This is a genomic window from Serratia quinivorans (assembly GCF_052113645.1).
Lineage (GTDB): Bacteria > Pseudomonadota > Gammaproteobacteria > Enterobacterales > Enterobacteriaceae > Serratia > Serratia quinivorans_B.
This window is the reverse complement of the sequence record NZ_JBIEIU010000011.1, coordinates 42,431-67,956: the sequence shown is the minus strand read 5'-3', so window position 1 is coordinate 67,956 and position 25,526 is coordinate 42,431. Positions and strand designations below refer to the sequence as shown.

The 25,526-nt window shown below is 57.1% G+C and carries 25 protein-coding genes; 15 read left to right on the top strand and 10 right to left on the bottom strand.

The window, feature by feature from the left end:
* Positions 1 to 21: 21 nt before the first annotated feature.
* From hslR to ACGS9J_RS19290, 4 genes are all read right to left on the bottom strand, one after another.
* Positions 22 to 429, bottom strand: coding sequence for a ribosome-associated heat shock protein Hsp15 (gene hslR / locus ACGS9J_RS19305; protein WP_442232402.1), 408 nt, complete (start codon positions 427 to 429; stop codon positions 22 to 24).
* Positions 426 to 1,106, bottom strand: coding sequence for a GMP/IMP nucleotidase (gene yrfG, locus ACGS9J_RS19300; protein ID WP_442232401.1), 681 nt, complete (start codon positions 1,104 to 1,106; stop codon positions 426 to 428). The genes hslR and yrfG overlap by 4 nt, the downstream gene beginning before the upstream one ends.
* Positions 1,107 to 1,202: 96 nt before the next feature.
* Positions 1,203 to 3,335 (bottom strand): intracellular growth attenuator family protein, encoded by a 2,133-nt coding sequence (locus ACGS9J_RS19295; RefSeq protein ID WP_442232400.1) that lies wholly within the window; start codon positions 3,333 to 3,335, stop codon positions 1,203 to 1,205.
* Between the two features lie 323 nt (positions 3,336 to 3,658).
* The gene (locus tag ACGS9J_RS19290) at positions 3,659 to 3,790 is read right to left on the bottom strand and encodes a hypothetical protein (protein ID WP_442232399.1); all 132 of its coding nucleotides are present in this window, start codon (positions 3,788 to 3,790) and stop codon (positions 3,659 to 3,661) included.
* 11 nt (positions 3,791 to 3,801) lie between these two features.
* On the opposite strand from ACGS9J_RS19290, the gene nudE reads away from it, so the two are divergent.
* A complete protein-coding gene (gene nudE / locus ACGS9J_RS19285; protein WP_012147288.1) occupies positions 3,802 to 4,356 on the top strand; it encodes an ADP compounds hydrolase NudE in 555 nt (184 codons plus the stop codon).
* Positions 4,357 to 4,558: 202 nt separating this feature from the next.
* On the opposite strand, the gene mrcA is transcribed toward nudE, so the two are convergent.
* Positions 4,559 to 7,117 (bottom strand): peptidoglycan glycosyltransferase/peptidoglycan DD-transpeptidase MrcA, encoded by a 2,559-nt coding sequence (gene mrcA, locus ACGS9J_RS19280; RefSeq protein ID WP_442232398.1) that lies wholly within the window; start codon positions 7,115 to 7,117, stop codon positions 4,559 to 4,561.
* Positions 7,118 to 7,239: 122 nt separating this feature from the next.
* On the opposite strand from mrcA, the gene pilM reads away from it, so the two are divergent.
* From pilM to trpS, 13 genes are all read left to right on the top strand, one after another.
* Positions 7,240 to 8,082, top strand: coding sequence for a type IV pilus biogenesis protein PilM (pilM, locus tag ACGS9J_RS19275; protein ID WP_442232397.1), 843 nt, complete (start codon positions 7,240 to 7,242; stop codon positions 8,080 to 8,082).
* A complete protein-coding gene (locus tag ACGS9J_RS19270; RefSeq protein WP_442232396.1) occupies positions 8,082 to 8,618 on the top strand; it encodes a PilN domain-containing protein in 537 nt (178 codons plus the stop codon). Before pilM ends, ACGS9J_RS19270 begins: the two co-directional genes overlap by 1 nt.
* The gene (locus tag ACGS9J_RS19265) at positions 8,611 to 9,135 is read left to right on the top strand and encodes a hypothetical protein (protein ID WP_442232395.1); all 525 of its coding nucleotides are present in this window, start codon (positions 8,611 to 8,613) and stop codon (positions 9,133 to 9,135) included. The genes ACGS9J_RS19270 and ACGS9J_RS19265 overlap by 8 nt, the downstream gene beginning before the upstream one ends.
* Positions 9,128 to 9,487, top strand: a complete 360-nt coding sequence (locus ACGS9J_RS19260) for a hypothetical protein (RefSeq protein WP_442232394.1) — start codon at positions 9,128 to 9,130, stop codon at positions 9,485 to 9,487. Before ACGS9J_RS19265 ends, ACGS9J_RS19260 begins: the two co-directional genes overlap by 8 nt.
* A complete protein-coding gene (gene hofQ / locus ACGS9J_RS19255) occupies positions 9,484 to 10,725 on the top strand; it encodes a DNA uptake porin HofQ (RefSeq protein ID WP_442232393.1) in 1,242 nt (413 codons plus the stop codon). The genes ACGS9J_RS19260 and hofQ overlap by 4 nt, the downstream gene beginning before the upstream one ends.
* 6 nt (positions 10,726 to 10,731) lie before the next feature.
* On the top strand, positions 10,732 to 10,962 hold the full coding sequence (locus ACGS9J_RS19250) for a hypothetical protein (RefSeq protein ID WP_442232392.1): 231 nt from the start codon (positions 10,732 to 10,734) through the stop codon (positions 10,960 to 10,962).
* A 113-nt stretch (positions 10,963 to 11,075) separates the two neighbouring features.
* Complete coding sequence (gene aroK / locus ACGS9J_RS19245; protein ID WP_004391482.1) at positions 11,076 to 11,597, top strand: shikimate kinase AroK; 522 nt, start codon at positions 11,076 to 11,078, stop codon at positions 11,595 to 11,597.
* 92 nt (positions 11,598 to 11,689) lie between these two features.
* Complete coding sequence (aroB, locus tag ACGS9J_RS19240) at positions 11,690 to 12,787, top strand: 3-dehydroquinate synthase (RefSeq protein WP_442232391.1); 1,098 nt, start codon at positions 11,690 to 11,692, stop codon at positions 12,785 to 12,787.
* 158 nt (positions 12,788 to 12,945) lie between these two features.
* The gene (locus tag ACGS9J_RS19235; RefSeq protein WP_442232390.1) at positions 12,946 to 13,968 is read left to right on the top strand and encodes an SPOR domain-containing protein; all 1,023 of its coding nucleotides are present in this window, start codon (positions 12,946 to 12,948) and stop codon (positions 13,966 to 13,968) included.
* Between the two features lie 280 nt (positions 13,969 to 14,248).
* Positions 14,249 to 15,061, top strand: a complete 813-nt coding sequence (dam, locus tag ACGS9J_RS19230; protein ID WP_262241570.1) for an adenine-specific DNA-methyltransferase — start codon at positions 14,249 to 14,251, stop codon at positions 15,059 to 15,061.
* Between the two features lie 56 nt (positions 15,062 to 15,117).
* Positions 15,118 to 15,795 (top strand): ribulose-phosphate 3-epimerase, encoded by a 678-nt coding sequence (gene rpe, locus ACGS9J_RS19225; protein WP_442232389.1) that lies wholly within the window; start codon positions 15,118 to 15,120, stop codon positions 15,793 to 15,795.
* Complete coding sequence (locus tag ACGS9J_RS19220; protein WP_442232388.1) at positions 15,788 to 16,486, top strand: phosphoglycolate phosphatase; 699 nt, start codon at positions 15,788 to 15,790, stop codon at positions 16,484 to 16,486. The genes rpe and ACGS9J_RS19220 overlap by 8 nt, the downstream gene beginning before the upstream one ends.
* A 2-nt stretch (positions 16,487 to 16,488) precedes the next feature.
* Positions 16,489 to 17,493 (top strand): tryptophan--tRNA ligase, encoded by a 1,005-nt coding sequence (trpS, locus tag ACGS9J_RS19215; protein ID WP_442232387.1) that lies wholly within the window; start codon positions 16,489 to 16,491, stop codon positions 17,491 to 17,493.
* Positions 17,494 to 17,551: 58 nt separating this feature from the next.
* Here trpS and cysG read toward each other — a convergent pair whose 3' ends face one another.
* The 4 genes from cysG to nirB are packed head-to-tail and all read right to left on the bottom strand — an operon-like array spanning position 17,552 to position 22,707.
* Positions 17,552 to 18,955, bottom strand: coding sequence for a siroheme synthase CysG (gene cysG / locus ACGS9J_RS19210; protein ID WP_442232386.1), 1,404 nt, complete (start codon positions 18,953 to 18,955; stop codon positions 17,552 to 17,554).
* A 48-nt stretch (positions 18,956 to 19,003) separates the two neighbouring features.
* Positions 19,004 to 19,804, bottom strand: coding sequence for a nitrite transporter NirC (nirC, locus tag ACGS9J_RS19205; RefSeq protein ID WP_442232385.1), 801 nt, complete (start codon positions 19,802 to 19,804; stop codon positions 19,004 to 19,006).
* 30 nt (positions 19,805 to 19,834) lie between these two features.
* Positions 19,835 to 20,161 carry a nitrite reductase small subunit NirD gene (gene nirD / locus ACGS9J_RS19200; protein ID WP_442232384.1) on the bottom strand — a complete coding sequence of 109 codons (327 nt, stop codon included), beginning with the start codon at positions 20,159 to 20,161 and terminating at the stop codon, positions 19,835 to 19,837.
* Positions 20,158 to 22,707 carry a nitrite reductase large subunit NirB gene (gene nirB, locus ACGS9J_RS19195; RefSeq protein ID WP_442232383.1) on the bottom strand — a complete coding sequence of 850 codons (2,550 nt, stop codon included), beginning with the start codon at positions 22,705 to 22,707 and terminating at the stop codon, positions 20,158 to 20,160. Before nirB ends, nirD begins: the two co-directional genes overlap by 4 nt.
* A 302-nt stretch (positions 22,708 to 23,009) precedes the next feature.
* On the opposite strand from nirB, the gene ACGS9J_RS19190 reads away from it, so the two are divergent.
* The gene (locus tag ACGS9J_RS19190; RefSeq protein ID WP_442232522.1) at positions 23,010 to 24,278 is read left to right on the top strand and encodes a cytosine deaminase; all 1,269 of its coding nucleotides are present in this window, start codon (positions 23,010 to 23,012) and stop codon (positions 24,276 to 24,278) included.
* 55 nt (positions 24,279 to 24,333) lie between these two features.
* On the opposite strand, the gene ACGS9J_RS19185 is transcribed toward ACGS9J_RS19190, so the two are convergent.
* Positions 24,334 to 25,485 carry a Fic family protein gene (locus ACGS9J_RS19185; protein ID WP_442232382.1) on the bottom strand — a complete coding sequence of 384 codons (1,152 nt, stop codon included), beginning with the start codon at positions 25,483 to 25,485 and terminating at the stop codon, positions 24,334 to 24,336.
* Positions 25,486 to 25,526: the final 41 nt, after the last annotated feature.

The following is a 25,526-nucleotide window of genomic DNA, read 5'->3' as shown; positions in this document are numbered from 1 at the left end:
TTCTCTCATTGCGGTGAGGGCTTATTCCTGCTCACCAAATTTAAATTTAATCAGGTCGCGCCGCTCTTTCTTGTCCGGACGGCGGTCCGGATGCGGCATGGTCAGCGCATTCATCTTGCGTGCGAGCGCCACTTTCTCTCGATTGGCGATGCTGGCCTCGGTTTCCTGATACATTTGCTGCGCCTCATCGGCGCCGCGTCGCTGGCTGGCCAGGGCCAGCACAATCACCGTGCGTTCATCATTACCCTGACGCAGCTTGATCTCGGCATTGAGCTCGACAATCTTGCTCGGCTTACCGCGCTGTCCGTTGTAGTGCACCTTGCCGCCGTCGATCATGTCCCGTGCCAGCGCACGGGTTTTGTAGAAACGAGCTGCCCATAGCCATTTGTCCAGCCGGACCGCATCGTCCCGAGTTTCCTTTGCTTTCATTGCTCCCCCTTTGCCAACGCCGGTATCAACAAGCGGTAATCGCTCATGGACGGGTAATGCCGGAAGGTTTTCTCCGCCATGCTGGAGTCCGGGTTCTGCACGCCCAGGCAGTAGCGAATACCGAAGGTGCGGGCTGCATCCAGAATAGGTTCACCGTCGTCGACGAACAGGGTGCGCTGCGGATCGAATCCGGTGTGTTGCTGCACAGCCTGCCACAAACGCTGATCTTCTTTCGGATAACCAAATGTGTGGGTAGAAAGTAATAAATCAAGGTGCCGATCCAAACCGGTATGCTCAATTTTTACCGCCAGGCTGTGCGGATGGGCGTTGGTCAACAGAATGGTCTGGTGGCCCGCCGCACGTAATGCCTGCAAAAAGGGTTCGGTATCTTCACGCAAACGGGCGCGGTTACCGACCTCCGTGGTCATGCGGTAAATATCAAGATCCAGCCGCTCGCTCCAGTAATCGAAGCAGTACCAGTTCATGGTGTGCTGCACGGCCAGATATTCCTGATGAATGATGCTGCGCGCTTCGTCGAAGGGGATCGCGCGCTGCTCGCTCAAGGCCTGCGGCACCAGGCTGAGCCAAAAGTGGCTGTCGAACTCCAGATCGAGCAGGGTACCGTCCATATCCAGCAGCACGGTATCAATTTCACGCCAGTCAAATTCGGGAACCATGAAAACTCCATAGGCGAACCGTCGGCGGTCCGCAGGATAGGGATAATAGCGTTAGCGTAGCATAAGCTGATGACTGGGCGCAGGCCGAGGAGTGACTCAGGACATCGGTCGCAATGACATCGGCGAGAGCTGCGGGTTAAAGCAGCTTTCGTAATAGCGCTGGATATCGGCGATCCGGTGTTGATTGATACGACGGCGCTGCACCAGTCGCCAGGTGTTGTAACCCAGAACGACGGCCACCGTCAGCAGCAGCAGGCTGGTGCCGAGATAGCGCCACAGAGTGATGATATCCGGCTCGCTGTGCAGGGCAATGTGGCGGGTGCCGTTGGCATCGACGCTGATATTGGTGATGACACCCTGCGCCTCAAACGGCGTATGCAGCAGCATACTGGCCAGGCGTTGCAGTTCATTCCACTGATCAAGCGCATTGTACTCGTTTAACGGTATTGCCGGCTGCGGGTGATTGACCAACTGCTTGCCTTCATCGCTGCTGATCAGGAAGCCGCCAGGAGGCGGGCTGTTGAGCGCGGCGGCGGCCTGCCGGGTTTCGCTGTAGACGAACGAAGATGCAGCAACCTTGGTCAGGCTTTCCAGCGATTCGGCGCTCACCGGACGCAGCAACACATTAACCCCTTGCAGAGAGCCCGATTTGGCTCGTTTCACCAGGGTGCCCCAGTTTTTCACGTTGCCCAGGTTCACCAGGGCATTCTTCAGCCGGACGCAGTCGTTGTCCGCCTGGCACAGATCCTGCGTTTTCAGCACGATATCGGAAAAGTCATCCAGCAGGATCATGCCGGATTTTTCAATTGCGCTGGCCAGCTGCGGGTTAAGTTTCTGTTCGGTACCGTCAGGGTGCAACTGGGTATTGACCGTTGCCAGCAAGGCTGAGGCTTTGTCGATCACGTCGGATTCCGGCTGCGGCAGCGGGGCGGCGTTGTTCCAGTAAATCCCGGAGCAATCGAAAGGCATAAAGTTGGACGTGCGCGAACCGTTGGCCGGCGGCGGCACATAACACATCCCGTTGCCCTGAGCCTTTAGGGTATCGCCGATGCGCAAGGTTGCGCCTTCCAGCGCCTGGACGTTGGCCACTTCAATCTTCTGTGCGCCCTGCAGCCAGGCCATGCTCAGCTTGAGCGGCAGGCTCAGCGGGATATAGGTCAGCAACAGCACCAGCACCAAAAACGAGCTGGCCATCAGCACCGCATTTCTGCCCCATTGCTGCAGCGGGAAATTTTTGACCTCATCGTGCAGGGAGAGGAAGCGGCCCTGACGCAACACCTGGCGGTTAAGGTAGATATCCACGTCGGTGGTTTTGCCCAGATCCTGGGTGATGTAAGGCTGCCAGTGCGGCGGGTAAATCAGATCGATGATGCCGAGAGAGATATTGCTGATCTGCCCCTGATTGGATTCACCAAACAGCCCCCAGCGCTTGGGGGTGCCCCGCAGGCAGTGCACTTCTTTCAGTTCGCGTGTCGCCGGCCGACGGAACAGGTTCCAGCAGCTCCAGGCGATCATCAGCACGGCGACCAGGATCATCCAGGGGATGACCACCACCGGGCTGATCAGGCTGAAGAACAGCAGCAGCAGGGCGGCCGAGATGATGGCGGCTTCCTTGATGCCGTTCGGGCGAGTCAGCGCGTGTTCTTCCGGCGTTTCCTTGCGGATATTCACCAACTCGACGTGTTCGCTCTCTTCCTTGCGAATGGATGCGTTTTGGCTTGGCGTGGCTTTCACCACCGGCGGTTGCGGCCGATCGTGTATATGGTCTTTCAGCGAATGCCCGTTGAGGGAGATAACCAGCGGCAACGTCTGGGTTTTAATCACTTCTACATGGTTATCGGCGCTGATGTACTGCTCCCAAAACGGCGGCAGGTGCACCTCTTCGGCGTCCAGATAATAGCGCCACTTATTGGGTTCATCGCTGGCCAGCCCATAACGCGTAATGGCATGGGTGATCGGGTAGACGTTGTCGCTCTGCGGGGTCAGCGTCAGCTTGGCGGAAGGCAATGAGGAGTTGCCCGGCAACAGTTTGTTGCTCAGCTTATTTTGCTGGCCGAGATAATGTTCGACGGCAGCGCGCTCTTCGCCAGTCAGTTTACGGTGCGTGGGTTTGATAAAGGGCAGCGCACGCGTCAGCAGTGGCTGATTGCGGGTTTTAAGCCAGAGATACAGGCCGGCGGCAATCAGGCAGGCAAGCACTAAGGCCAATATCAACACTATTGTGCTCATGCTATCCCCATCCTGTACCCGTGAACCTCACCAACCTGATGAATCGTGGCGTATTATACGCAGTGAAATCACCGAGAGACACCCCTGAACCGTGACGGGAGCACAGATTCTCTGTCCGGATCTCATTTATTGATAAAACTGCCCGCTTTATTGCCATGTCTTACCTGCGTGATGGTAGCAACCCGGTTTCGGTGTCGATATCGGCATTATCTTATTTTAATGCGCTCTTTTTGCTGGATTGCGGCAGAAAAGCGGTGGGTGCTGGCTAGACTTGTTAAAAAAAAGTAAATTACTGCTTGTGCTCGTTGCGACAAAGGTTCTCATTAACGCACAATGTGATCAAGATCGGATTTGGTCAGCGTTTGAGCGCCGGTGAACTGCGCGTCACGCCAATCATTATTCTGGTTATTCGCGCCATCGCGCCGGCTGTTGTGGCCTGCCGCCGGATAACTCATTTGAGGCAATCATGGATAAACACCTGCAAAAACCTAAAATTCTGAAAGTGGAAACGGTCGCACGTTCGCGTTTATTTAACGTTGAGTCGGTCGATCTGGAGTTCAGTAACGGTGTACGGCGGGTGTATGAGCGGATGCGGCCCTCGGATCGGGAGGCCGTGATGATTGTGCCGGTGATTGGCGATGACTTGCTGCTGATCCGTGAGTATGCGGTGGGCACTGAATCTTACGAGCTGGGGTTCCCCAAGGGGTTGATCGACCCTGGTGAAGGGGTGCTGGAGGCGGCCAATCGCGAGCTGATGGAAGAGGTGGGTTTTGGTGCCAGACGCTTTGATTTTCTCAGCAAGCTGACGATGGCACCGTCGTACTTTTCCAGCAAAATGAATATCGTGCTGGCGCACGATCTCTATCCGCAGAGTCTGGAAGGGGACGAGCCGGAACCTTTGCCGCAGGTACGCTGGCCGATTGCCGACATGATGGCATTGCTGGCAGAACCGGATTTCCGCGAGGCGCGCAATGTCAGTGCGCTGTTCCTGACCGAGGCATTTTTACGCGGTTCGCGTTAGACGCGGATTGCGCAATAAAAAAGGGCCAGAGAAATCTGGCCCTTGAGTTTGATGACAAGTTGTTTTTGAACCCGAGATACCCGGGCCTAGCGCACCGAGGGGCGCTCCGGCGGACAAGCCGCTACGACCCCTTCGGCACGCTCTCCCTAATAACGAGCTTTGTCAGCAATCTGAGGGCCAGAGGAAATCTGGCCCTTTTTCGTTAGAACAACTCGTGGCTTTCGCCGCCGGGATCCGTCAACGTGGTGCCGGTATCTCGCGATGGGTAGTCCGTTGGCTGAGTCCCTTCGATGAAGTACTCGGAGCGACTGCCGCCGCCACCGCCGGAAAGCTTACCGCTGTTCTTGTCGATGGTGACGCTGATAATGCCCGGTGGTGGGGTAACTTTCTGCTCTGGAATGCCTTCCAGCGCGGTTTTCATAAAGTCATCCCATGCCGGTTGAGCACTCTTCGCACCGCCTTCGCCGCCGGAGATCTGATCCGGTATCGCGCCGGAAGCCGTGGCACGGCCAAGATCGCGGCGGTGGTCATCAAAGCCAATCCATACCGAGGTCACGGTATCCGGGCCATAACCGGAGAACCAGGCGTCTTTCGAGCTGTTGGTGGTACCGGTTTTACCGCCGATATCACGACGTTTCAGGTCACGCCCGGCACGCCATGCGGTGCCCATCCAACCCGGTTCGCCGAAGATATTGCTGTTCAGCGCATCGTGCATCAGGAACGCCAGCGGGGTGCTGATGACGTGTGGCGCATACTGCTGATCGCCGTCCTGCAGTACCTGAGCTGGGGTGACCTGCTCCAGTTTCGGCATTGGCACGTTGCCGTTGTTACCTTCCTGCGACGTGGCGACATTTTCAATGTTGTCTTCAGAAAGCACGGCAGAACGGTGGGTATCGCCGTAGATCACCGGCAGATTACAGCTGCTGCAGACAATCTTCGGTTTGGTTTCGAACACCGTGTTGCCGTTATCGTCTTCAATCCTGGTGATAAAGTACGGATCCACCAGATAACCGCCGTTGGCCAGTACCGCATAGCCGCGCACCAGTTGCAGCGGGGTGAACGACGCGGAACCCAACGCCAGCGATTCGGTGTGCACGATGTTCTGTGCCGGGAAGCCGAAACGCTGCAGGTATTCTGCCGCATAGTCGACGCCCATGGCGCGCATCGCACGTACCATCACTACGTTCTTGGACTGTCCCAGCCCCTGACGCAGGCGAATCGGCCCATCGTAGGTTGGCGGTGAGTTCTTCGGCCGCCAGTCGGTGCCGGCACCTGGATCCCAACGGGTGATCGGCAGGTCATTCAGGATGGTCGCCAGGGTCAGGCCCTTGTCCATCGCTGCGGTGTACAGGAAAGGTTTGATATTGGAACCGACCTGACGCAGCGCCTGAGTTACGCGGTTGAACTTGCTCTGGTTGAAGTCGAACCCGCCGACCAGCGCCTTCACGGCACCGTCATTCGGGTTGATCGACACCAGCGCCGAGTTGACGTCCGGCACCTGTGATAACCACCAGTTCTCGCCCACTTTACGTACCCAGACTTGCTGACCGGCCTGCACTACGTCGGTGACGCGTTTCGGCGTTGCGCCCTGCTGAGTATCGGATTTGTAAGGACGTGCCCAGCGCATGGTCGCCATCGGCAGCGCAATATGGCTGCCGTCAGCCATCATGGCCGTCGCCTCTTCGGCGTTGGCGGTAACAATCACTGCCGGAGACAGGGGACCGTAGTTGGGCAGGTTCTTCAACGAGTCGAGGATCTGCTTTTGATCCCACGCCGCCTCACCGACTTTCCACAGCACGTTGGACGGGCCGCGGTAGCCGTGGCGCATGTCATAGGCCAGTACGTTGTTGCGTACCGACTCCTGCGCCGCCAGCTGCAGTTTTTTGGTGATGGTGGTGTAGACCTTGTAACCGTCGGTATAGGCGTTGTCGCCATAACGTTTGATCATCTCCTGACGCACCATCTCGGAGAGATACGGCGCGGAGAAGCTGATTTCCGGTGCATGGTAATTGGCCACCAGTTCTTCGCTGCGAGCCTGATCGTACTGCGCCTGAGTGATGTAATGCTCATCCATCATTCGCGACAGCACCACGTTGCGGCGTGCGACGGCGCGATCGTGGGAGTAGAGCGGGTTGAAGGTCGACGGCGCCTTCGGCAAGCCGGCGATGGTCGCCATTTCGCTCAAGGTGAGCTGGCTTACGTCTTTACCGAAGTAAACCTGCGCCGCAGCACCCACGCCATAGGCGCGATACCCCAGATAGATTTTATTCAGGTACAGCTCGAGGATTTCGTCTTTGGTCAGCATCTGTTCGATGCGTATCGCCAGGAAAGCTTCCTTGATTTTGCGCATCAGGGTGCGTTCCGGGCTTAAGAAGAAGTTTCTCGCCAACTGTTGGGTGATGGTACTCGCCCCCTGAGACGCATGGCCGGAGACCAGCGCAATAGAGGCAGCACGGAAGATACCGACCGGATCGACGCCATGATGCTCATAGAAGCGGCTGTCTTCGGTGGCGATAAACGCATGCACCATAACCGGTGGAATTTGGTTCAGCTTCAGCGGAATACGGCGTTTTTCACCGTATTGGGCGATCAGTTCGCCGTCGGCGCTGTAAACCTGCATCGGTATTTGCAGCCGCACATCTTTCAGCGTCGCAACGTCAGGCAACTGTGGCTCGACATATTTGTACAAGCCAAAGATCGAGGCTGCCCCCAACACGATGCAACACACTGCAAGGATTAGTAAATACTTTACGAACTTCACCTGAGATTTCCCATTTTCATGTCATTTGGGCAGTTTATAAACAACCGCGCGGTAGTATAAAGGCAAGCCTGCAACATGGATATGTTCTTTTATCATCTGACGATATGGAGGTCGGGCGAAATATGTTCACTCAAGCATGGCAGGTGGGGCTGGATATACAAAGTCACTGCATTCGCGCGCTGGCGGTACAGCGCCGCCGCAACGGCTGGCAACTGCGTCACTGGTGGCAACAACGGCTACCGCAACCGGTGCTGCGCGAAGGCTGTCTGGAACCGTCGGATGCGCTGATTCAGGCACTGCGACAATGGCGAATTCAGTTACCAAGACATATTTCCTTACGCATTGCTTTGCCCGCCCAGCGGGTTTTACAGCAGCGCATGCCGCTGCCGGACGCCAGGCTGAAAGAGCCAGCGCGTGCGGCATACATCACCAGTCAGGGACTAAAACAGTTTCCACTGGACAGCCAGACGCTGGCACTGGATTACCGCTCATCACCGCCAGAGCCTATCACTCTGCTGCTCACCGCTGCGCGCCAGCAAGAGTTGGAACAGTGGCTGCACTGTTTACGCCAGGCCAATCTGCAGCCGCAGGTGGTCGATATCACCCCTTGTGCACTGCGCATGATGGCAACGGCGGCCGGTGTGCCGATCGAGGCCGGTTTGCTGCACCGCCTCGATCAGGAGTGGCTGTGGGTCACCCCGCCTCACGCGGCCTTTGCTTATGGCCTTGTGTCGATGGGGGAGGCCGAAGGCGCAGAGCAGGCGCTGGCGGCGATGCTTGCCGCCTGCCCATCACTCGCTGCGCAGCAGATTTACTATAGCAGCGTGATGGATGAGTCGCCCCCGCAGGGGAGCTTCCCCTGGTCACCGTTCAGCGCTTTCAGCCAACTGCATCCACCGCAGCCCCCATTGCCGGCGGCGTTCGTATTGGCCGGTGGTCTGGCGCTGCGTGCTGAGGACTGCTGATGTATCAGGTTAATCTTTTGCCCTGGCGCGCCCGGATCCAGCTTCGCCGCGGTGCCTTTTGGCTACGCCTGTTCGTGTTGCAACTGGTGCTGGTATTGGTGGTACTGATGGGGGTTTTTGGCTGGTTGAGTCAACAACTGGCACTACGGCATCACGCCCTGTTGGCACTGCTCCAACAGCAGACGGAGTTGACGGCACGCTACCAACAGCGGCAACAGGCAATGACTCGTCTGACGCATTTAACCGCGCAGGCGGAGCAACATGGCAAGAATCTGGCGCATAACCGACGTTACCTGCAATTGTTGCAACAACTCTCTCCTCTGCTGCCCGCTGCGCTGTGGCTTATCGCGTTGGAAAGCAATGGGCAAAATCTCACTCTGCGGGGGCTGAGCCGCCGTTATGAGGCGGTGGTGCAGTTTGAGCAGCAGTTTACCAGGTTGCCGGGGTTGCAGCGTTACCGCCTGGCTGAGGTGGCGCAGCGCCAGGATGGTTTGCTTTCCTTCACCCTGGTGGCGCAGTGGGGCCGGGATGAGTAAATCACTGCCGTTGTGGCTGACGAAAGGCTTGAACCTGCCGGGGTGGAAGCTGTGGGTCATACAGTGGCTGGTGCTGGGTGCCCTGATCCTGTTGTTCGGCCTGCTGCTGTTGCAGGACAAATGGCAGCAGTTGGGACAAGCCCAGGCCGAGCAGCAACGTCTTGCGCAACACATTTCCCCGTTGTGGGCGCAATTGGCCCGTATGCCGACGTTGGAGGCGGTGAGTCAAAGGCTGCAACAGCTTGCACCTCAGCAGGTGGCGGATGACGAGTTGTCGGACGTGTTGCAGCTGGTGGGGGCCGGATTGCAACGCTGGCAGCAGCAGGAAAACTCCTCGCGGCAAACCCTGTGGCTGCAGCTTGATTACGGCAGTTTATTAAGGCTGCTGGAGAGGTTGCCCGCCAGGCTACGCATCGATCAGATGGCCGTTGAAGCACAAACGAAAGGACTGGCAGTACATTTCACTCTCCAGCGTGACGTTTCGGCAGAGGTTGCGGCGGTAAATCCCCATGAATAAAAAACTGGGGTTCTGGTGGCTGTTGCTGCCGTTGACGCTGATGGCACAACCACGAGATCCCTTTCGGCCGTTGCCCTTGCCTGACTGCCCGACACCGACGGACGCGCCGGCGAACTGGCAATTAAAGGGCACTATCGGGCGGGCCACGTTGCGCCATGCCTGGATTGTCACGCCAGCCGGGCAGTGGTTGCGAGTCAAACCCCGACAAACGCTGCTGGCTGGGCGCTGGCGGGTTGAACAGGTACTGGAGCGGCAATTGACGCTGAAAGAGGATCTGGATAATCCGGCGTGTCCGGTGACCGAGGATAGGGTGGTGCTGGCGTTGGGGAACCATAAGGAAGAAAAAAAATGAAAGGATGCCGTTGGCTCGGGGTTTTGCTGTGGGGAAGTGCTGTCGCAAGCGCCGCACAGGACCCCGCCCCCATTTCGCTGGAGTTTCAGGATGCACCGGTTTCGGTGGTACTGCAGGCGCTGGCGGATTACCAGCAACTGAATGTGGTCACCGCCGCTGGCGTGAGCGGCAATCTGACGCTGAGGTTGGATAACGTGCCCTGGCGGCAGGCGCTGGCCGTGATTTTGCGCATGGGGAAACTGTCCATGACGCTGGAAGGCAATGTGATGATGGTGTTTCCCGAGCCGAGCGAACAGGAGAAGCAGCGGCAACAGCAGGCGTTAGCGCAAAAACAGCCGTTGCACAGCGTGACCCTGCCGTTGAGCCATGCCGATGCGACCGAGATTGCCGACGCCCTGAATGCCCAGGATGGCACGTTACTGAGCGATCGCGGCAGCGTGGTGGCCGACCAACGCACCAATACCGTGCTGCTGCGCGATACCGCGCCGATAGTGGCGTTATTGACTCAGCGGATCGCGCAAATGGATGCGCCATTGGCGCAGGTACAACTGGCGGCGCATATCGTCACCATCAACAGCGAGAGTTTGCGGGAACTGGGCGTGCGTTGGGGATTGGCCGCGGATGAACGACCGGCGAAGTCGTGGCAACTGGATGGTTTCAACGTGGCATTGCCGCTGGAGCGAAGCGCCGTCAGTGCCGGTTTTCACCTGGCGCGCATTGGCGGACGGTTGCTGGATCTGGAACTGATGGCGCTGGAACAGGAGAACCGGGTAGAAATTATCGCCAGCCCGCGCCTGCTGACCGCCCACCTGCAAACCGCCAGCATCAAACAAGGGACTGAAATTCCCTATGAGGTGAACAGCGGTGCCAGCGGGGCGACATCGATAGAATTTAAGGAAGCCGTGCTGGGGATGGAGGTGACGCCAAAAATTTTGCCGAACGGTCGCATCACCCTGACGTTGCAAATCAGCCAGAATATGCCGGGGCGTTCCATCAGCCGTGCGGCAGGCGAGACGCTGGCGATCGATAAACAGGAGATCAAAACTCAGGTGACGGTGAAAGATGGCGAAACCATTGTTTTGGGCGGCGTATTTCAGCGTCATAGCGCCCAGGGCGCGGACAAGGTGCCGGGGATTGGCGATGTGCCGCTGCTGGGATCTTTGTTCAAACAGAGCAGCAAACAGCATAAACGGCGCGAGCTGGTGATATTCATTACTCCGACATTGATTAAGGCCTGAACGGCAATGCGTCAGGTTCGCGGGAAATCGCCTAAAGTTGATGAGCAGATGCACTTTTTTATCGCCTTGGGGGCATCTGCGTTTGACGCTGCGGCCGATTTAGCTTACAAGGGTTACCGAATTGAGCACCGAGGTTTTTTTGTTAGCGCCAAGACGCCGTTAAAAACGTATGGTTTCCCTCCTGCGGCGTGGATTGCGATTTATTCGGTTGCCAAACTACCAAGAGTGTTGAGATAATTTTCCGTCTGATCTCGCACTATCGTTCATGAGGTTTCAGTTTAGGTCCCGCCGCTGATTTGATTGGCGGGGCGGGTTAACATTAACGAATTGTCTTAGTAATACCGAAAAACATGGCAGAGAAACGCAATATCTTTCTGGTTGGGCCTATGGGTGCCGGCAAAAGCACTATTGGCCGTCAGTTAGCTCAGCAACTCAATATGGAGTTTTTCGACTCCGATCAAGAAATTGAGCGACGTACCGGAGCTGACGTGGGCTGGGTATTCGACGTGGAAGGTGAAGAAGGTTTCCGCGATCGTGAAGAAAAAGTCATTAATGAACTGACGGAAAAGCAAGGCATCGTGCTGGCTACCGGCGGCGGTTCGGTTAAATCGCGTGAAACGCGTAACCGTCTGTCGGCGCGTGGCGTAGTGGTGTACCTGGAAACCACTATCGAGAAGCAATTGGCCCGTACCCAGCGTGACAAAAAGCGTCCGCTGCTGCAGGTTGATTCTCCTCCGCGTGAAGTGCTTGAAGCGCTGGCGAAAGAGCGCAATCCGTTGTACGAAGAAATCGCAGATGTCACCATCCGCACCGACGATCAAAGCGCCAAAGTGGTTGCCAACCAGATTATCAACATGCTGGAAAGCAACTGATTGCGGTTTCCGTGTTCGCCACGGCAAATGCGGAAGACTGATTGTGTTCCCCGCAGTAGCGGGGATAAACCACACTGAGAACTGAGCGCGACATGGAGAGAATTACCGTAACGCTTGGGGAGCGCAGCTACCCGATTACCATAGCCGCCGGATTGTTTAACGATCCGGCTTCTTTTATGCCGCTGAAGGCGGGTGAACAGGTCATGCTGGTCACCAACCAAACCCTGGCGCCACTCTATCTGGACTCTGTCCGGAAGGTGTTGGAGCAGGCCGGCGTCATGGTGGATCAGGTGATTTTACCTGATGGCGAACAGTACAAATCCCTTGCCGTGCTTGAGCAGGTGTTCTCGGCGCTGTTGGAAAAACCGCACGGTCGCGATACCACGCTGATTGCCCTTGGCGGCGGCGTGGTGGGCGATCTTACCGGTTTTGCCGCCGCCTGTTATCAGCGCGGTGTCCGCTTTATTCAGGTTCCTACCACGCTGCTGTCGCAGGTGGACTCTTCCGTTGGCGGTAAAACCGCCGTCAATCATCCGCTCGGTAAAAACATGATCGGCGCCTTCTATCAACCCGCTTCCGTCGTGGTTGATCTGGATTGCCTGAAAACCTTGCCGGCGCGTGAGCTTTCCTCTGGTTTGGCTGAAGTGATCAAGTACGGGATTATTCTCGACCGCGACTTCTTCGTCTGGCTGGAAAACAATATCGATGCATTGGTAGCGTTGGATATGCAGGCCCTGGCCTATTGCATCCGCCGCTGCTGTGAACTCAAGGCTGAAGTGGTCGCCGCGGATGAACGCGAAAGCGGTCTGCGTGCGCTGCTGAATCTGGGCCATACTTACGGTCATGCGATCGAAGCCGAAATGGGCTATGGTGTATGGTTGCACGGTGAGGCCGTTGCCGCCGGCATGGTGATGGCGGCAGAAACCGCGCACCGTCTCGGTCAGTTCTCCACCGACGATATTGAACGTATTAAAGCCCTGTTGTTACGTGCCGGTTTACCGGTGTGTGGTCCGCAGCAAATGGCCCCGGGATCTTATCTGCCGCATATGATGCGCGATAAGAAAGTACTGGCCGGTGAACTGCGCCTGGTACTGCCGACGGCGATTGGTCAGGCGGAAGTCCGTGGCGGAGTGGGGCATGATATGGTGCTTGCTTCGATCGCCGCTTGCCTTCCTGTAGGGAATGCCTAAGTAAATCGGACGAAGTAACAGTGGCTTAGCCGCCGTTTACATCTATATTAATTATGTGCAAAGCACGCTTGGCGTCGCTTTGCCATCATCGGGTTAATCTGCCCGTGCCACGGTAGGTCTACAGTGGTGGGCTTTTGCCTCTAGTTGGAGGGTTTCAGATGGATGAGTTTAAACCGGAAGACGATCTCAGACCTGATAGCAGCGATCGTCGTCCAGCACGCTCGCGTAAGCCGGCTCCGGGACCACGTTTTGCCGTTTCACGTCAGCATTTAATGATTGGTATCGGTATTTTGGTGCTGTTGTTGCTGATTGTCGGCATTGGCTCGGCGCTGAAAGCGCCAACCAAGCATGAGGCAGCCCAGGAAGGCGCGCAAAATGGTGCGGCTAAAGACATTAACCTGTCAGGATCTTCGTCACTGACTGCCGGTAACTCCGGTGTTCCGGGCGGCACCACCGACACCAATGACAATAACGGCGTGAGCAGCAGCTCTCAGCCGCAAACCGTCAGCGTCCCACCGATCTCCAGTACCCCGACGGAAGCACAACCGCAGCCACCGCAGGGCGGCGCGCAGCAGCGTGTCGATCTGCCGGGCAATATGTCAGACGCGCTGTCAGCGCAACAGGGCCAGGTTGATGCGGCTACGCAGGGCATGACCGGTCCAGCGTCGACGCTGCCGACGGCTCCGGCTACCTTGATGAACGGTGCCGCGGCGAAAGAAACCGTACGTCCGGTTCAGGGTACGGCGCCACAGCAGCATAAAACACCGGCAAAAACCGTCAGCAAGCCTGCGGCTACAGCCTCGCAACACAAAACGCCAACCAAGGTGTATACGCCGGCGCCGTCCTCTTCCGCCAAAGCGGGAGCCGCAAGCGCCAAGACGGGCGCCGTAAGCGGCAGCGGCGGTTCGCTGCAGTCTGCACCGGCCAGCCATTATACTCTGCAACTGAGCAGCGCCTCGCGTTCCGATACGCTCAACGCCTATGCCAAGCAGCAAAAGCTGCAGCATTATCTGGTATATGCGACCCAGCGTGACGGTAAACCTTGGTATGTATTGGTGAGCGGTAACTATGCCTCTTCGGCAGAAGCGAAGCGCGCAATCGCGACGCTGCCAGCGGATGTTCAGGCGAAAAAACCATGGGTCCGACCTGTACGCCAGGTACAGCAAGATCTGAAAAAGTAACCCGGTAGATTTCAAGCTGCAGCCAGACGGCAAGAGCAGGGGTTTCAGGCATAGTATAAGGGCGCAGCATGCTGCGCCCATGTTAATCGGGGCGCGCAATTTAGCCCGCGACAGATGACTGAAATGGTCTGGAAACAGACCGAATAACCGTGTGTAGCCAACGAGGCCGCGGCTTGAAGAATGAAGGGTATCAATCACTTAAATTTGTGCGCTGATGTGCTGTCTGAAACAGAGTACAATCCGCCGCTCTGAATTGTATAATAAGTAGCTAATTGACGGCATGAAGAAAAACCGCGCTTTTTTAAAATGGGCTGGTGGAAAATACCCGCTGGTGGACGAAATTCGTCGTCATCTACCAGCAGGCGACTGCTTAATCGAGCCCTTCGTGGGTGCGGGTTCAGTCTTTCTGAACACGGAATACGATGCCTATATTCTCGCCGACATCAACAGCGATCTTATTAATCTGTATAACATCGTTAAGCTGCGTACGGATGACTTCGTGCGTGATGCCCGCCTTCTTTTCACCGATGAATTCAATAAGTCGGATCAGTTTTACCTGCTGCGCGAAGAGTTTAATACTAGTGCCGATCCTTATCGCCGCGCGCTGCTGTTTCTTTACCTGAACCGCCACTGTTACAACGGTCTGTGCCGCTATAACCTGCGTGGGGAGTTCAACGTCCCGTTTGGGCGTTACAAGAAACCGTACTTCCCGGAGGAAGAGCTGTACTGGTTCGCCGAAAAATCCCGCAACGCCACTTTTGTCTGCGAGCATTACCGCGATACCATGGCAAAAGCCGAACGCGGTACCGTGGTGTATTGCGATCCGCCGTATGCGCCATTATCGGCGACGGCGAATTTTACCGCCTACCACACCAACAGCTTCAGCATGGCCGATCAGCAGAGCCTGGCGTTGATGGCGCATCAGCTTTCGGTAGAAAGCCAGGTGCCGGTATTGATTTCCAACCACGATACCGAACTGACGCGTGACTGGTACCAGCACGCCTCGCTGTACGTGGTGAAGGCGCGCCGCACCATCAGCCGCAATATTCTTGGTCGCAGCAAAGTGAATGAACTTTTGGCGCTTTATCGTTAAACCGGGGTTACGCCCCGGCGTATAACAAATTCGAACCCTACGTTTGGAGATAGCGGATGAAAAAATTTTTGATTGCCCCGTCCATTTTGTCGGCAGATTTTGCTCGCCTGGGTGAAGATACTGCCAACGTGCTGGCCGCAGGTGCCGACGTAGTGCACTTCGACGTGATGGATAACCACTACGTTCCCAACCTGACCATCGGGCCGATGGTTTGTCAGGCGTTGCGTAACTACGGCATCACCGCACCGATTGACGTGCACCTGATGGTGAAGCCGGTAGACCGCATTGTGCCGGACTTCGCCGCAGCGGGTGCCAGTTACATCTCTTTCCATCCGGAAGCCTCCGAACACGTCGATCGCACCATTCAACTGATTAAAGAGCACGGCTGCAAAGCCGGTCTGGTCTTCAATCCGGCGACGCCGTTGAGCTATCTCGATTACGTGATGGATAAAATCGACGTGATCCTGCTGATGTCGGTTAACCCAGGCTTTGGTGGCCAGTCGTTTATCCATGGCACTTTGGATAAGCTGCGCCAGGTGCGCAAATTGATCGACGAAAGCGGCCGCGATATCCGACTGGAAGTGGATGGCGGAGTGAAGGTCGACAATATCGCCGAGATCGCCGCCGCGGGCGCAGACATGTTCGTCGCCGGTTCAGCCATCTTCGGCAAGCCGGATTACCGCCGGGTGATTGACGAAATGCGCAGCGAGTTGGCGAAGGTGACGCATGGCTGATTTCAGTGCGATCCGCGCTCTGGCCTTTGATCTCGATGGCACGCTGGTAGACAGCGCGCCGGGGCTGGCAGCCGCTATCGATATGGCGCTGGCGGAAATGGGTCTGCCGCAGGCCGGTGAGACGCGGGTCGGCACCTGGATTGGCAATGGCGCAGACGTGCTGGTGCAACGCGCGCTGCGCTGGGCCGAAGTGGAAGCCACGCCGGAACACTGCCTGCAGCTGCGCGAGCGTTTTGATCACTTCTATGCGCAAACCGTGGACAGCGGCAGCCGCCTGTTTCCGCAGGTGAAGGAAACGCTGGCCCAATTGGCCGCGCAAGATTATCCGATGGCGCTGGTGACCAACAAACCGACGCCGTTTGTGGCGCCATTATTGGCCGCATTGGGCATTATCGATTACTTCTCGCTGATTATCGGCGGCGACGACGTGGTGGAAAAGAAACCGCACCCGGCCCCGTTGTATCTGGTACTCGGCAAGTTGGGTCTGCGTGCCAACGAGTTGCTGTTTGTGGGCGATTCCCGCAACGATATTCAGGCGGCACAGGGGGCCGGCTGCCCGAGTGCTGCGCTGACCTACGGTTATAACTACGGCGAGGCGATTGCCCTGAGCCATCCCGACCGCGTGTTGGAGCGCTTTGCCGATTTGTTGCCCGCTCTTGGGCTGTCATCTTTAGAGAATCAGGAAATTTAAACATGAGTAAGCCCATCGTATTTAGCGGCGCGCAGCCGTCCGGTGAACTGACCATTGGCAACTACATGGGTGCGCTGCGTCAGTGGGTACACATGCAGGATGATTATGACTGCATCTACTGCATCGTTGATTTGCACGCCATCACCGTACGTCAGGACGCAGAGAAACTGCGCAAAGCCACGCTGGATACGCTGGCGCTGTATCTGGCCTGCGGTATCGATCCGCAAAAGAGCACTATCTTCGTGCAGTCGCACGTGCCGGAACACACGCAGCTGAGCTGGGTGCTGAACTGCTACACCTATTTCGGCGAACTGAGCCGCATGACCCAGTTCAAAGACAAGTCCGCACGCTACGCAGAGAACATCAACGCCGGCCTGTTCAGCTATCCGGTGCTGATGGCGGCAGATATCCTGTTATACCAGACCAACCAGGTGCCGGTTGGCGAAGACCAGAAACAGCATCTGGAGCTGAGCCGTGACATTGGTCAGCGCTTCAACGCACTGTACGGTGACGTGTTCAAAGTGCCTGAGCCGTTTATTCCCAAGTCCGGCGCTCGCGTGATGTCGCTGCAAGAACCGACCAAAAAAATGTCCAAGTCGGACGATAACCGCAATAACGTGATCGGCCTGCTGGAAGATCCGAAAGCAGTGAGCAAGAAGATCAAGCGTGCGATGACCGACTCCGAAGAGCCGCCAGTGGTGCGTTACGACGTGGCGAACAAGGCGGGGGTGTCAAACCTGTTGGATATTCTCTCCGGCGTGACCGGCAAGAGCATCGCTCAACTGGAAGCCGAGTTTGAAGGTCAGATGTATGGCCACCTGAAAGGTGCGGTAGCTGAAGCGGTATCCGGCATGCTGGGCGAGCTACAGGAGCGTTATCACCGTTTCCGCAATGACGAGGCTTTGCTGCAGCAGGTGATGCGTGACGGCGCGGCCAAGGCCCGTGCGCGCGCTCAGGAAACTTTGGCCAAGGTTTACCAAGCGGTTGGTTTTGTATCGCCGCAGTGATCCTCGCCATACTCGCCATAAAGAAAAGCGGCCAGTGGCCGCTTTTTTTACGTCTGAATTAGGCCATTTGAGCCAGTTGCGGCTGCGGCTCCCGGCTGGAGAACCAGTTCAGCTTATTGCGCAGGCTCACCACGCTGCCGACGATGATCAAACTCGGGCTGGCGGCCTGTAAGGCCAGGGTGCCCAGGTGACTCAGTTCCCCCTCGATCACCCTTTGGCGGCAGGAAGTGCCGTTTTCTACCAGCGCCACCGGGGTAGAGGCAGGCATGCCGTGCGCGATCAGTTGACGTTGGATCTCTGCCGCCTGCGTCAGGCCCATGTAAAACACCAGTGTCTGCTGCCCGGCGGCCAGCGTTGACCAATCCAACCCGCCGTCACTTTTGGCATGACCCGTGACCAGCCGCACGCTCTGCGCATGGTCGCGATGGGTGAGGGGGATGCCGCTGTAGGCCGAACAACCGGAAGCGGCGGTAATGCCCGGCACCACCGAGAACGGAATATGGGCATCGGCCAGCGTTTCCAGCTCTTCACCGCCACGGCCGAAGATAAACGGGTCACCGCCTTTCAGCCGCACCACGCGTTTACCTTGTTGCGCCTGTTCGAGCAGGATTTGGTTGATTTGTTCCTGTGGCACGCAGTGGTTGCCGGCACGTTTACCGACGAAAATACGCTCGGCATCGCGACGCACCAGCGTCATGACTTCATCGGATACCAGCCGGTCGTAAACCACCACGTCAGCCTGCTGGATCTGCTGCAGACCTTTCAGGGTCAGCAGGCCGGCATCGCCCGGCCCGGCACCCACCAGCACCACTTCGCCGCACTCTTGCGGTTGATGGCTAAACAATTCCTCGATCTGTCGCTCCGCCAGCGGCTGGTCGTCATTGGCCAGCGACTGTGCCAGCCGATCGTGGGCAAACAGTTTCTCCCAAAAGCGACGGCGTGAGCCGATGTCAGTGAAGTGCTTTTTCACCCGTTGACGCAATGAACCGCCCAGTTGTGCCAGCTTGCCAAGATGCTGGGGCAGGATAGCCTCCAGCTTTTCACGCAGCAGCCGTGCCAGCACCGGCGCTTTGCCGCCGGAGGACACCGCGACCATAATCGGCGAGCGATCGATGATCGACGGCATGATAAAGCTGGCGCGCTTGGGATCATCCACCACGTTGCAAAACACCCGCTGTTGGTTGGCGCATTGGTACACCAGCGCGTTAACCTCGACCCGGTCGGTGGCGGCGATCACCAGCCACTTTTCTGCCAGCAACGCCGCACTGAACTCGCCTTCCACCAGCGTGACCCGGCCAAGTGCGGCCCATTCGTGGAATTGCGAGGTAAAGTCGCAGGCGTTGACGGTCAGCGCTGCACCGGCATCCAGCAGCAGGCGCGCTTTGCGCTCGGCTATCTCGCCGCCGCCGACCAGCAGGCAGGCTTTGTGTTGCAGTTGGCAGAAAATCGGCAGGTAATCCATCGGCAATCCTCGGGGCAATCAGCAGAGGGCGCAAGGCGCCCCAAAATATTATGCAGCCTGGCGCGCGGTGGCTTTCTCAGCCTGCGGGCGTTCGGCTCGGGGTGTTGCGTACCAGTAACCCAGGCCCATCAGCACCGCACCGGACAGGGTATTACCCAGCGTGACCCACAGCAGGTTATGGCCGATCCCGCTCAGGGTATAGGCTTCGCTGTGATGACCGAACCAGGACAGGGCGAACAGCGTCATGTTGGCGACAGAGTGCTCATAACCGGAAGCGATAAAGGCCAGCAGGCACCACCAGATGGCGATGAACTTGGCGGCGCCTTCAACGCGGATGGCCATCCAAATCGCCAGGCAGACCAGCCAGTTACACAGCACGCCCTTGAAGAACAGCACCTCTGCCGGTGCGGTGGTTTTTGCCAGCGCCACGGTGTGTACCAGGCTGGTGTCTACCGGCAACAGGCTACCGCCGCCGTAATAATACATCAGCGCCACCAGCACCGAACCCAGCAGATTGCCCAGCCAGGTTTGCGGCAAGACCGCCCACATTTGGCCCTGCGTGATGGTGCCGGCTTTGACGCCCAGGGTCAGGAACATGGTGTGGCCGGTGAACAGTTCCGAACCGGCGATGATCACCAGCGTCAGCGCGATGCCGAAGGTGGCGCCCATCACCAGCGGGCGAAGGGACGGATCGACCAGATTGCCGAGGGTGAAGATTAAAATGATGCCGAGGCCGACGTAAGCCCCGGCCATCGCCGAGCTGATCCAAAAGCCCAGCGGGCTGTGCTTCGACAGCCTGACGATGCGCGCTGCGTTGGCGGCGCATTTGTTGATGGTATCGGTGAACATGCTGCTTCCCCTGAGGTTAAAGTAAAAGTATCAGGCCGCGACCTGCACCATGCCGTCCACGACTCGGCTGGTGAAATGCGCGACGGAGCGGCTGTCATCTTCCAGGCAGTAACCGTCGTGCAGGCGGAAATGTTGTTTTTTTAACGGGCTGGCGACCCACAGCTCACCCTGATGTTCGGCGATCAGGCCGCGCGACAACACGCTGGCCTGGGCGAAGGGATCAATATTGCTGATGGCAAAGACCTGTTCGTCGGCATAGGGACGGAATATCGCCACCTGTTGGTCGCCGATCAGGGCACACACGCCGGTGCCTGGCAGAATATCGGTGAGGGGGCAAAGGGTTGTCCACTGGCTCATGCGTTGTTCTCCTCGGCTTCCAGCAGGGTGACAGGAATGCGTTCATCCGGACGTGCCGGCCGATGCTGTTCACGCTCGGCGACCACCTGGACGTTCGGATCGCGCAGGCTGCTGTTGATAAAGTGAGCGAAGCGCACCTGAGATTCAGGATGTTCGACGGTTTCTTTCCACTCGCAGACCACCGCGTCGCGCAGACGGGCGATTTCGGCTTCCAGTTGCGCGTTGATGCCCAGTTTGTCGTCAATGATCACTTTGCGCAGATAATCGATGCCGCCTTCCAGGCTTTCCAGCCATACCGAGGTACGTTGTAGCTTATCGGCGGTGCGGATATAGAACATCATGAAGCGGTCGAGGTAGTGTTCCAGCGTTTCGCTGTCGAGATCCGCCGCCAAAAGATCGGCGTGGCGCGGTTTCATCCCGCCGTTACCGCAGACGTACAGATTCCAGCCATTTTCGGTCGCGATAATGCCGACGTCCTTGCCCTGCGCTTCGGCGCATTCACGGGTGCAGCCGGAAACGCCAAACTTCATTTTGTGCGGGGTGCGAATGCCTTTGTAGCGGTGTTCCAGTTTGACGCCAAAGCCGACGCTGTCGCCGACGCCAAAGCGGCACCAGGTGCTGCCGACGCAGGTTTTCGACATGCGCAGCGCCTTGGCGTAGGCGTGACCGGTTTCAAAACCGGCGGCAATCAGTTTGCTCCAGATGGCCGGCAGGTCGTCTTTCTGCGCGCCGAACATGCCGATGCGCTGGGAGCCGGTCATCTTGGTGTACAGATTATATTCCTTGGCGATCTGGCCGACCGCCATCAAACCGTCTGGCGTGATTTCGCCGCCGGCGGAGCGTGGGATCACCGAATAAGTCCCGTCTTTCTGGATATTGCCGAGGAAGTTGTCGTTGGTATCCTGCAGCGGCGTGTGCTGCGGTTTGAGCACGTACTCGTTCCAGCAGGAGGCCAGCAGCGAGCCGACGGTCGGTTTACATACTTCACAGCCATAGCCCTTGCCGTATTTGGCCAGCAGTTCGTCAAAGGATTTGATGCCTTCAACGCGGATCAGGTGGTACAGCTCCTGGCGCGAATAGGCGAAGTGTTCGCACAGGTGATGGTTGACCTCGATACCCTGTTTGGCCAGTTCGGCATTCAGCACCTGGGTGATCAGCGGAATACAGCCGCCGCAGCCGGTGCCAGCCTTGGTTTCGGACTTGATCGCCGCAACGGTATGGCAACCCATGCCGACCGCCTTGATGATGTCGCCTTTGCTGACGTCGAAGCAGGAGCAGATTTGTGCGGTTTCCGGCAGTGAGTCGACGCCGATGGCCGGTTTACTGCCCGCGTGTGATGGCAGGATCAGACCGTCCGGGTTTTCCGGCAGTTCGATGGCGTTTAACGCCAGCTGCAGCAGGTTGCCGTAGTCGCTGGTGTCGCCGACCAGCACCGCGCCGAGCAGGGTTTTGTTGTCCGCGCTGACTACGATGCGTTTATAAATTTCTTTGCTTTCGTCCAGATAAACGTAGCTGCGCGCCCCTTCGGTACGGCCGTGGGCATCGCCGATGCCGCCGACGTCGACGCCCAGCAATTTCAGCTTGGCGCTCATGTCCGCGCCCAGGAAGGTGTTTTCGCGGCCCAGCAGATGGTCGGCGGTCACCTGCGCCATTTTATAGCCCGGCGCTACCAGACCGAAGGTGCGATCGCGCCATGAGGCACATTCGCCGATGGCGTAAACGTCCGGATCCGAGGTTTGGCAACTGTCGTTAATTACGATGCCGCCCCGGCGTGCGGTGGCCAGCCCGCATTGATGCGCCAGTTTATCCTGGGCACGGATGCCGGTGGAGAAGACGATAAAGTCGACTTCCAGCGCGGAACCGTCGGCGAACTGCATGGTCTTGCGCGCCTGTTCCCCGCCGTTGACGATTTCCTGGGTGTTTTTACCGGTATGGACTTTGACGCCCATGCGTTCGATTTTACGACGTAGCTGATCGCCGCCCATGGGATCGAGCTGCTCTGCCATCAGCACCGGCGCGAACTCAATCACATGGGTTTCTACGCCCAGGCTTTTCAGCGCGCCTGCGGCTTCCAGCCCCAGCAGACCGCCACCGACCACCGCACCGCGTTTGCTGCGGCGTGCGCAGGCTTCGATAGCGTTCAGATCTTCAATGGTCCGGTAGACGAAACAGTCCTGGCTGTCGGAGCCTTTGATCGGCGGGATCCACGGGTAAGAGCCGGTGGCCATGATCAGCTTGTCGTAGTACACCGTGCGGCCGGTATTGGAGTGAATGACTTTTTCGCTGCGGTTGATGGTGATGGCGCGTTCACCGACCAGCACCTTCACGCCCTGTTTTTCATAAAAACCTTCACGAACCAGCGAAAGCTCTTCGGCGGTGTGGTGGGAAAAATAAGAAGACAGGTGCACGCGATCGTAGGCGATGCGCGGTTCTTCGCAAAATACGGTGATGTTGAACTGGTCTTTGTCTGCTTTTTCCAACAGATCTTCGATAAATCGGTGGCCGACCATGCCGTTCCCGATGACAGCAAGTTTGACTCTGCTCATTATTGCCTCAAAATTCTGGTTTCCTAGGGTTACCTTATTCTTCCCAACGGGCAATTTATTGATGCAAATCAAGCGTCCCTCCATATACCTCTTATGTGGTATATGGATGATTTTTATCGATATTTGATAAGTTGCGGTTTTTATTCACCTTTAGCTGAAACGAGCCAGTTGATGCGAATTCTACTTATTTGGGAGTAACGGGGGGGGAATAACCGCAAGGTGGCTTTGTCAGTCTGATCCGCTGCCAGTATGATGAATAAAACAGGCGGCAACAGCAGAGGTGAAGGGTGGCCAAGAGTCCATTGAAGTTTATCGATAACCTGCGTTTAAGCGGGCATGAAGGGCTGTGGCAACTGGCCATTGAACAGGGCCGCATTGCCCATATCGTGCCGCAGCCGGAAGGGCAGGAGTGGCGCAGCGACGTGCTGGATGCGCAGGGTGGGCTGGCGCAGCCGGCGTTTGTCGAACCGCATATCCATCTGGATACCACCCAAACCGCCGGGCAGCCGGCCTGGAATCAGTCAGGCACCCTGTTTGAAGGCATTGAACGCTGGGCGGAGCGCAAGGCGCTGCTGACCCATGAGGACGTCAAACAACGCGCCTGGCAGACGCTGAAATGGCAGATCGCCAACGGCGTGCAGTACGTGCGTACCCACGTTGATGTCTCCGATCCGACCCTGACGGCGTTGCGTGCGATGCTGGAAGTGAAGCAGGAAGTCGCTCCCTGGGTCACGCTGCAAATCGTCGCTTTCCCGCAGGAGGGCATTATGTCCTATCCCAACGGCGAAGCCTTGTTGGAAGAGGCGCTGCGGCTGGGGGCCGATGTGGTAGGGGCCATTCCGCACTTTGAGTTCACCCGGGAATACGGTGTGGAATCGCTGCACAAGGCGTTTGCTATGGCGCAGAAATACGATCGGCTGGTGGATGTCCACTGCGATGAGATTGACGACGAACAGTCGCGATTTGTCGAGACCGTGGCGGCGCTGGCATTGAAACTGGATATGGGCGCCAGGGTGACCGCCAGTCACACCACGGCGATGCACTCTTACAATGGCGCTTATGCTTCACGGCTGTTCCGCCTGCTGAAAATGTCCGGTATCAACTTTGTCGCCAACCCGCTGGTGAATATCCACTTGCAAGGGCGTTTCGACAGCTACCCGAAACGGCGCGGCATCACCCGGGTGAAGGAGATGCTGGAGGCGGATATCAACATCTGTTTTGGCCATGACGATGTGTTCGACCCCTGGTACCCGCTGGGCACCGCCAACATGTTGCAGGTGCTGCATATGGGGCTGCATGTGTGCCAACTGATGGGATACGGCCAGATCGACGACGGGTTGAAACTGATCACCAGCCACAGCGCACGTACCCTGAATCTGACCGATTACGGACTGAAGGCGGGCAACAGCGCCAACCTGGTGATTCTGCCGGCGGAAAGCGGCTTTGATGCGGTGCGCCGACAGACACCGGTACGCTATTCGATACGTCAGGGAGCGGTGATTGCCGAGACTCAGCCAGCCGAAACCACGCTGTATCTGGCACAGGATGAGAAGGTGGATTTCCGGCGTTAAGATCGGGTTGCCGACCGATTTTCTTTGGTTACCAATGCTCTATCACACATTGTTGTTAATCATTGCGCAATATATCTACATAGGCCTGATAGACGTAGCTTTTGCTTCTTAGCCGACCTGTCGTTTCCATCAGGATCCCTGCATTTTCCAGCGCTTTGACGGCGGCGCTGGCAGTAGGGAAGGAGACGGCCAACTCCGCCTGAGCGCGTTCCACAGTCAATTTTGGCATGGTGGGTAATAACTCAAAGAGGCGCAGTGTTTGTAATGTACTTGATGCAGTAGCGAGAATTTTTTTCCTGTCAGTTGCGATCAACGAAGCTATCTGAATGATGCTTCGTTGTGCTTCCTCTGCCGCTATTTCAACCCCTTCAAGAAAGAAAGTCACCCACGATTCCCAGTCCCCATTGCTCCTGATTTCAGATAAACAACGATAGTACTCAGCCTGATGAGCTTTCAGATATCCTGACAGATACAATAATGGCTCAGGCAAAAGTTTCCATGTCTCAAGTAACATGGCGATCAGCAAACGACCTATACGGCCATTTCCATCAAGAAAAGGGTGAATGGTTTCAAACTGGGCATGCACCAAAGCTATCCTCACCAGGGGGGGTAAGGTAGGTGCTTCATCGTGTATAAAAATCTCAAGATCTGCCAGTAAACGGGTGACATGCTCGGGTGGCGGTGGAACATACGCCGCATTACCTGGTCGCGTACCGCCAATCCAGTTCTGACTGGTTCGTACACTGCCCGGCTGCTTATTGGTACCCCGAATGCCATCCAGGAGAACTTTGTGGGCCTCGGTGAGTAAGCGGACCGATACAGGTAATCCCGTCGGAGAGAGTATCTGCTCGCGGACAAACCTGAATGCCTGCAGATACCGGGTGACCTCCTCGACATCATTCGCATTGGTTACAGACAATCCGGCCTCTTCATCAAAAACATCTGTCAGCGTCGCCTGAGTCCCTTCAAGCTGAGAGGTGAGTAATGCCTCTCGTCTTATTGCACTGTAGATGAGCCATTCCCCCGATGTCACCAGGCCTGTCATACCCGATAGTCTGGCCAACGCAAGTTCAGCTCGGGTATTGAGTTGTTGATAGGATTGGGAATCAAGGACAGGAGCAGACGGCGGTAAAGGCACAGGTACAAAGGCATTGACGCTTTCCTGATGACTCTGGGTTGTCATAAATCGGCCAGATGTGCGCTTCATTAAACTCTCCTTTAATAAACCTGAACGTTATTAAACAACTC

What these genes read in the sequence shown, in the direction of transcription:
- aroK (WP_004391482.1), top strand. Translation starts at nt 11,076, where the DNA reads ATGGCAGAGAAACGCAATATCTTTCTGGTTGGGCCTATGGGTGCCGGC.
- ACGS9J_RS19290 (WP_442232399.1), bottom strand. Translation starts at nt 3,790, where the DNA reads ATGAGTTATCCGGCGGCAGGCCACAACAGCCGGCGCGATGGCGCGAAT.
- ACGS9J_RS19265 (WP_442232395.1), top strand. Translation starts at nt 8,611, where the DNA reads ATGAGTAAATCACTGCCGTTGTGGCTGACGAAAGGCTTGAACCTGCCG.
- nirD (WP_442232384.1), bottom strand. Translation starts at nt 20,161, where the DNA reads ATGAGCCAGTGGACAACCCTTTGCCCCCTCACCGATATTCTGCCAGGC.
- ACGS9J_RS19185 (WP_442232382.1), bottom strand. Translation starts at nt 25,485, where the DNA reads ATGAAGCGCACATCTGGCCGATTTATGACAACCCAGAGTCATCAGGAA.
- ACGS9J_RS19250 (WP_442232392.1), top strand. Translation starts at nt 10,732, where the DNA reads ATGCGTCAGGTTCGCGGGAAATCGCCTAAAGTTGATGAGCAGATGCAC.
- ACGS9J_RS19235 (WP_442232390.1), top strand. Translation starts at nt 12,946, where the DNA reads ATGGATGAGTTTAAACCGGAAGACGATCTCAGACCTGATAGCAGCGAT.
- ACGS9J_RS19270 (WP_442232396.1), top strand. Translation starts at nt 8,082, where the DNA reads ATGTATCAGGTTAATCTTTTGCCCTGGCGCGCCCGGATCCAGCTTCGC.
- dam (WP_262241570.1), top strand. Translation starts at nt 14,249, where the DNA reads ATGAAGAAAAACCGCGCTTTTTTAAAATGGGCTGGTGGAAAATACCCG.
- ACGS9J_RS19220 (WP_442232388.1), top strand. Translation starts at nt 15,788, where the DNA reads ATGGCTGATTTCAGTGCGATCCGCGCTCTGGCCTTTGATCTCGATGGC.
- pilM (WP_442232397.1), top strand. Translation starts at nt 7,240, where the DNA reads ATGTTCACTCAAGCATGGCAGGTGGGGCTGGATATACAAAGTCACTGC.
- aroB (WP_442232391.1), top strand. Translation starts at nt 11,690, where the DNA reads ATGGAGAGAATTACCGTAACGCTTGGGGAGCGCAGCTACCCGATTACC.
- rpe (WP_442232389.1), top strand. Translation starts at nt 15,118, where the DNA reads ATGAAAAAATTTTTGATTGCCCCGTCCATTTTGTCGGCAGATTTTGCT.
- cysG (WP_442232386.1), bottom strand. Translation starts at nt 18,955, where the DNA reads ATGGATTACCTGCCGATTTTCTGCCAACTGCAACACAAAGCCTGCCTG.
- trpS (WP_442232387.1), top strand. Translation starts at nt 16,489, where the DNA reads ATGAGTAAGCCCATCGTATTTAGCGGCGCGCAGCCGTCCGGTGAACTG.
- yrfG (WP_442232401.1), bottom strand. Translation starts at nt 1,106, where the DNA reads ATGGTTCCCGAATTTGACTGGCGTGAAATTGATACCGTGCTGCTGGAT.
- nudE (WP_012147288.1), top strand. Translation starts at nt 3,802, where the DNA reads ATGGATAAACACCTGCAAAAACCTAAAATTCTGAAAGTGGAAACGGTC.
- nirB (WP_442232383.1), bottom strand. Translation starts at nt 22,707, where the DNA reads ATGAGCAGAGTCAAACTTGCTGTCATCGGGAACGGCATGGTCGGCCAC.
- hslR (WP_442232402.1), bottom strand. Translation starts at nt 429, where the DNA reads ATGAAAGCAAAGGAAACTCGGGACGATGCGGTCCGGCTGGACAAATGG.
- ACGS9J_RS19260 (WP_442232394.1), top strand. Translation starts at nt 9,128, where the DNA reads ATGAATAAAAAACTGGGGTTCTGGTGGCTGTTGCTGCCGTTGACGCTG.
- hofQ (WP_442232393.1), top strand. Translation starts at nt 9,484, where the DNA reads ATGAAAGGATGCCGTTGGCTCGGGGTTTTGCTGTGGGGAAGTGCTGTC.
- nirC (WP_442232385.1), bottom strand. Translation starts at nt 19,804, where the DNA reads ATGTTCACCGATACCATCAACAAATGCGCCGCCAACGCAGCGCGCATC.
- ACGS9J_RS19295 (WP_442232400.1), bottom strand. Translation starts at nt 3,335, where the DNA reads ATGAGCACAATAGTGTTGATATTGGCCTTAGTGCTTGCCTGCCTGATT.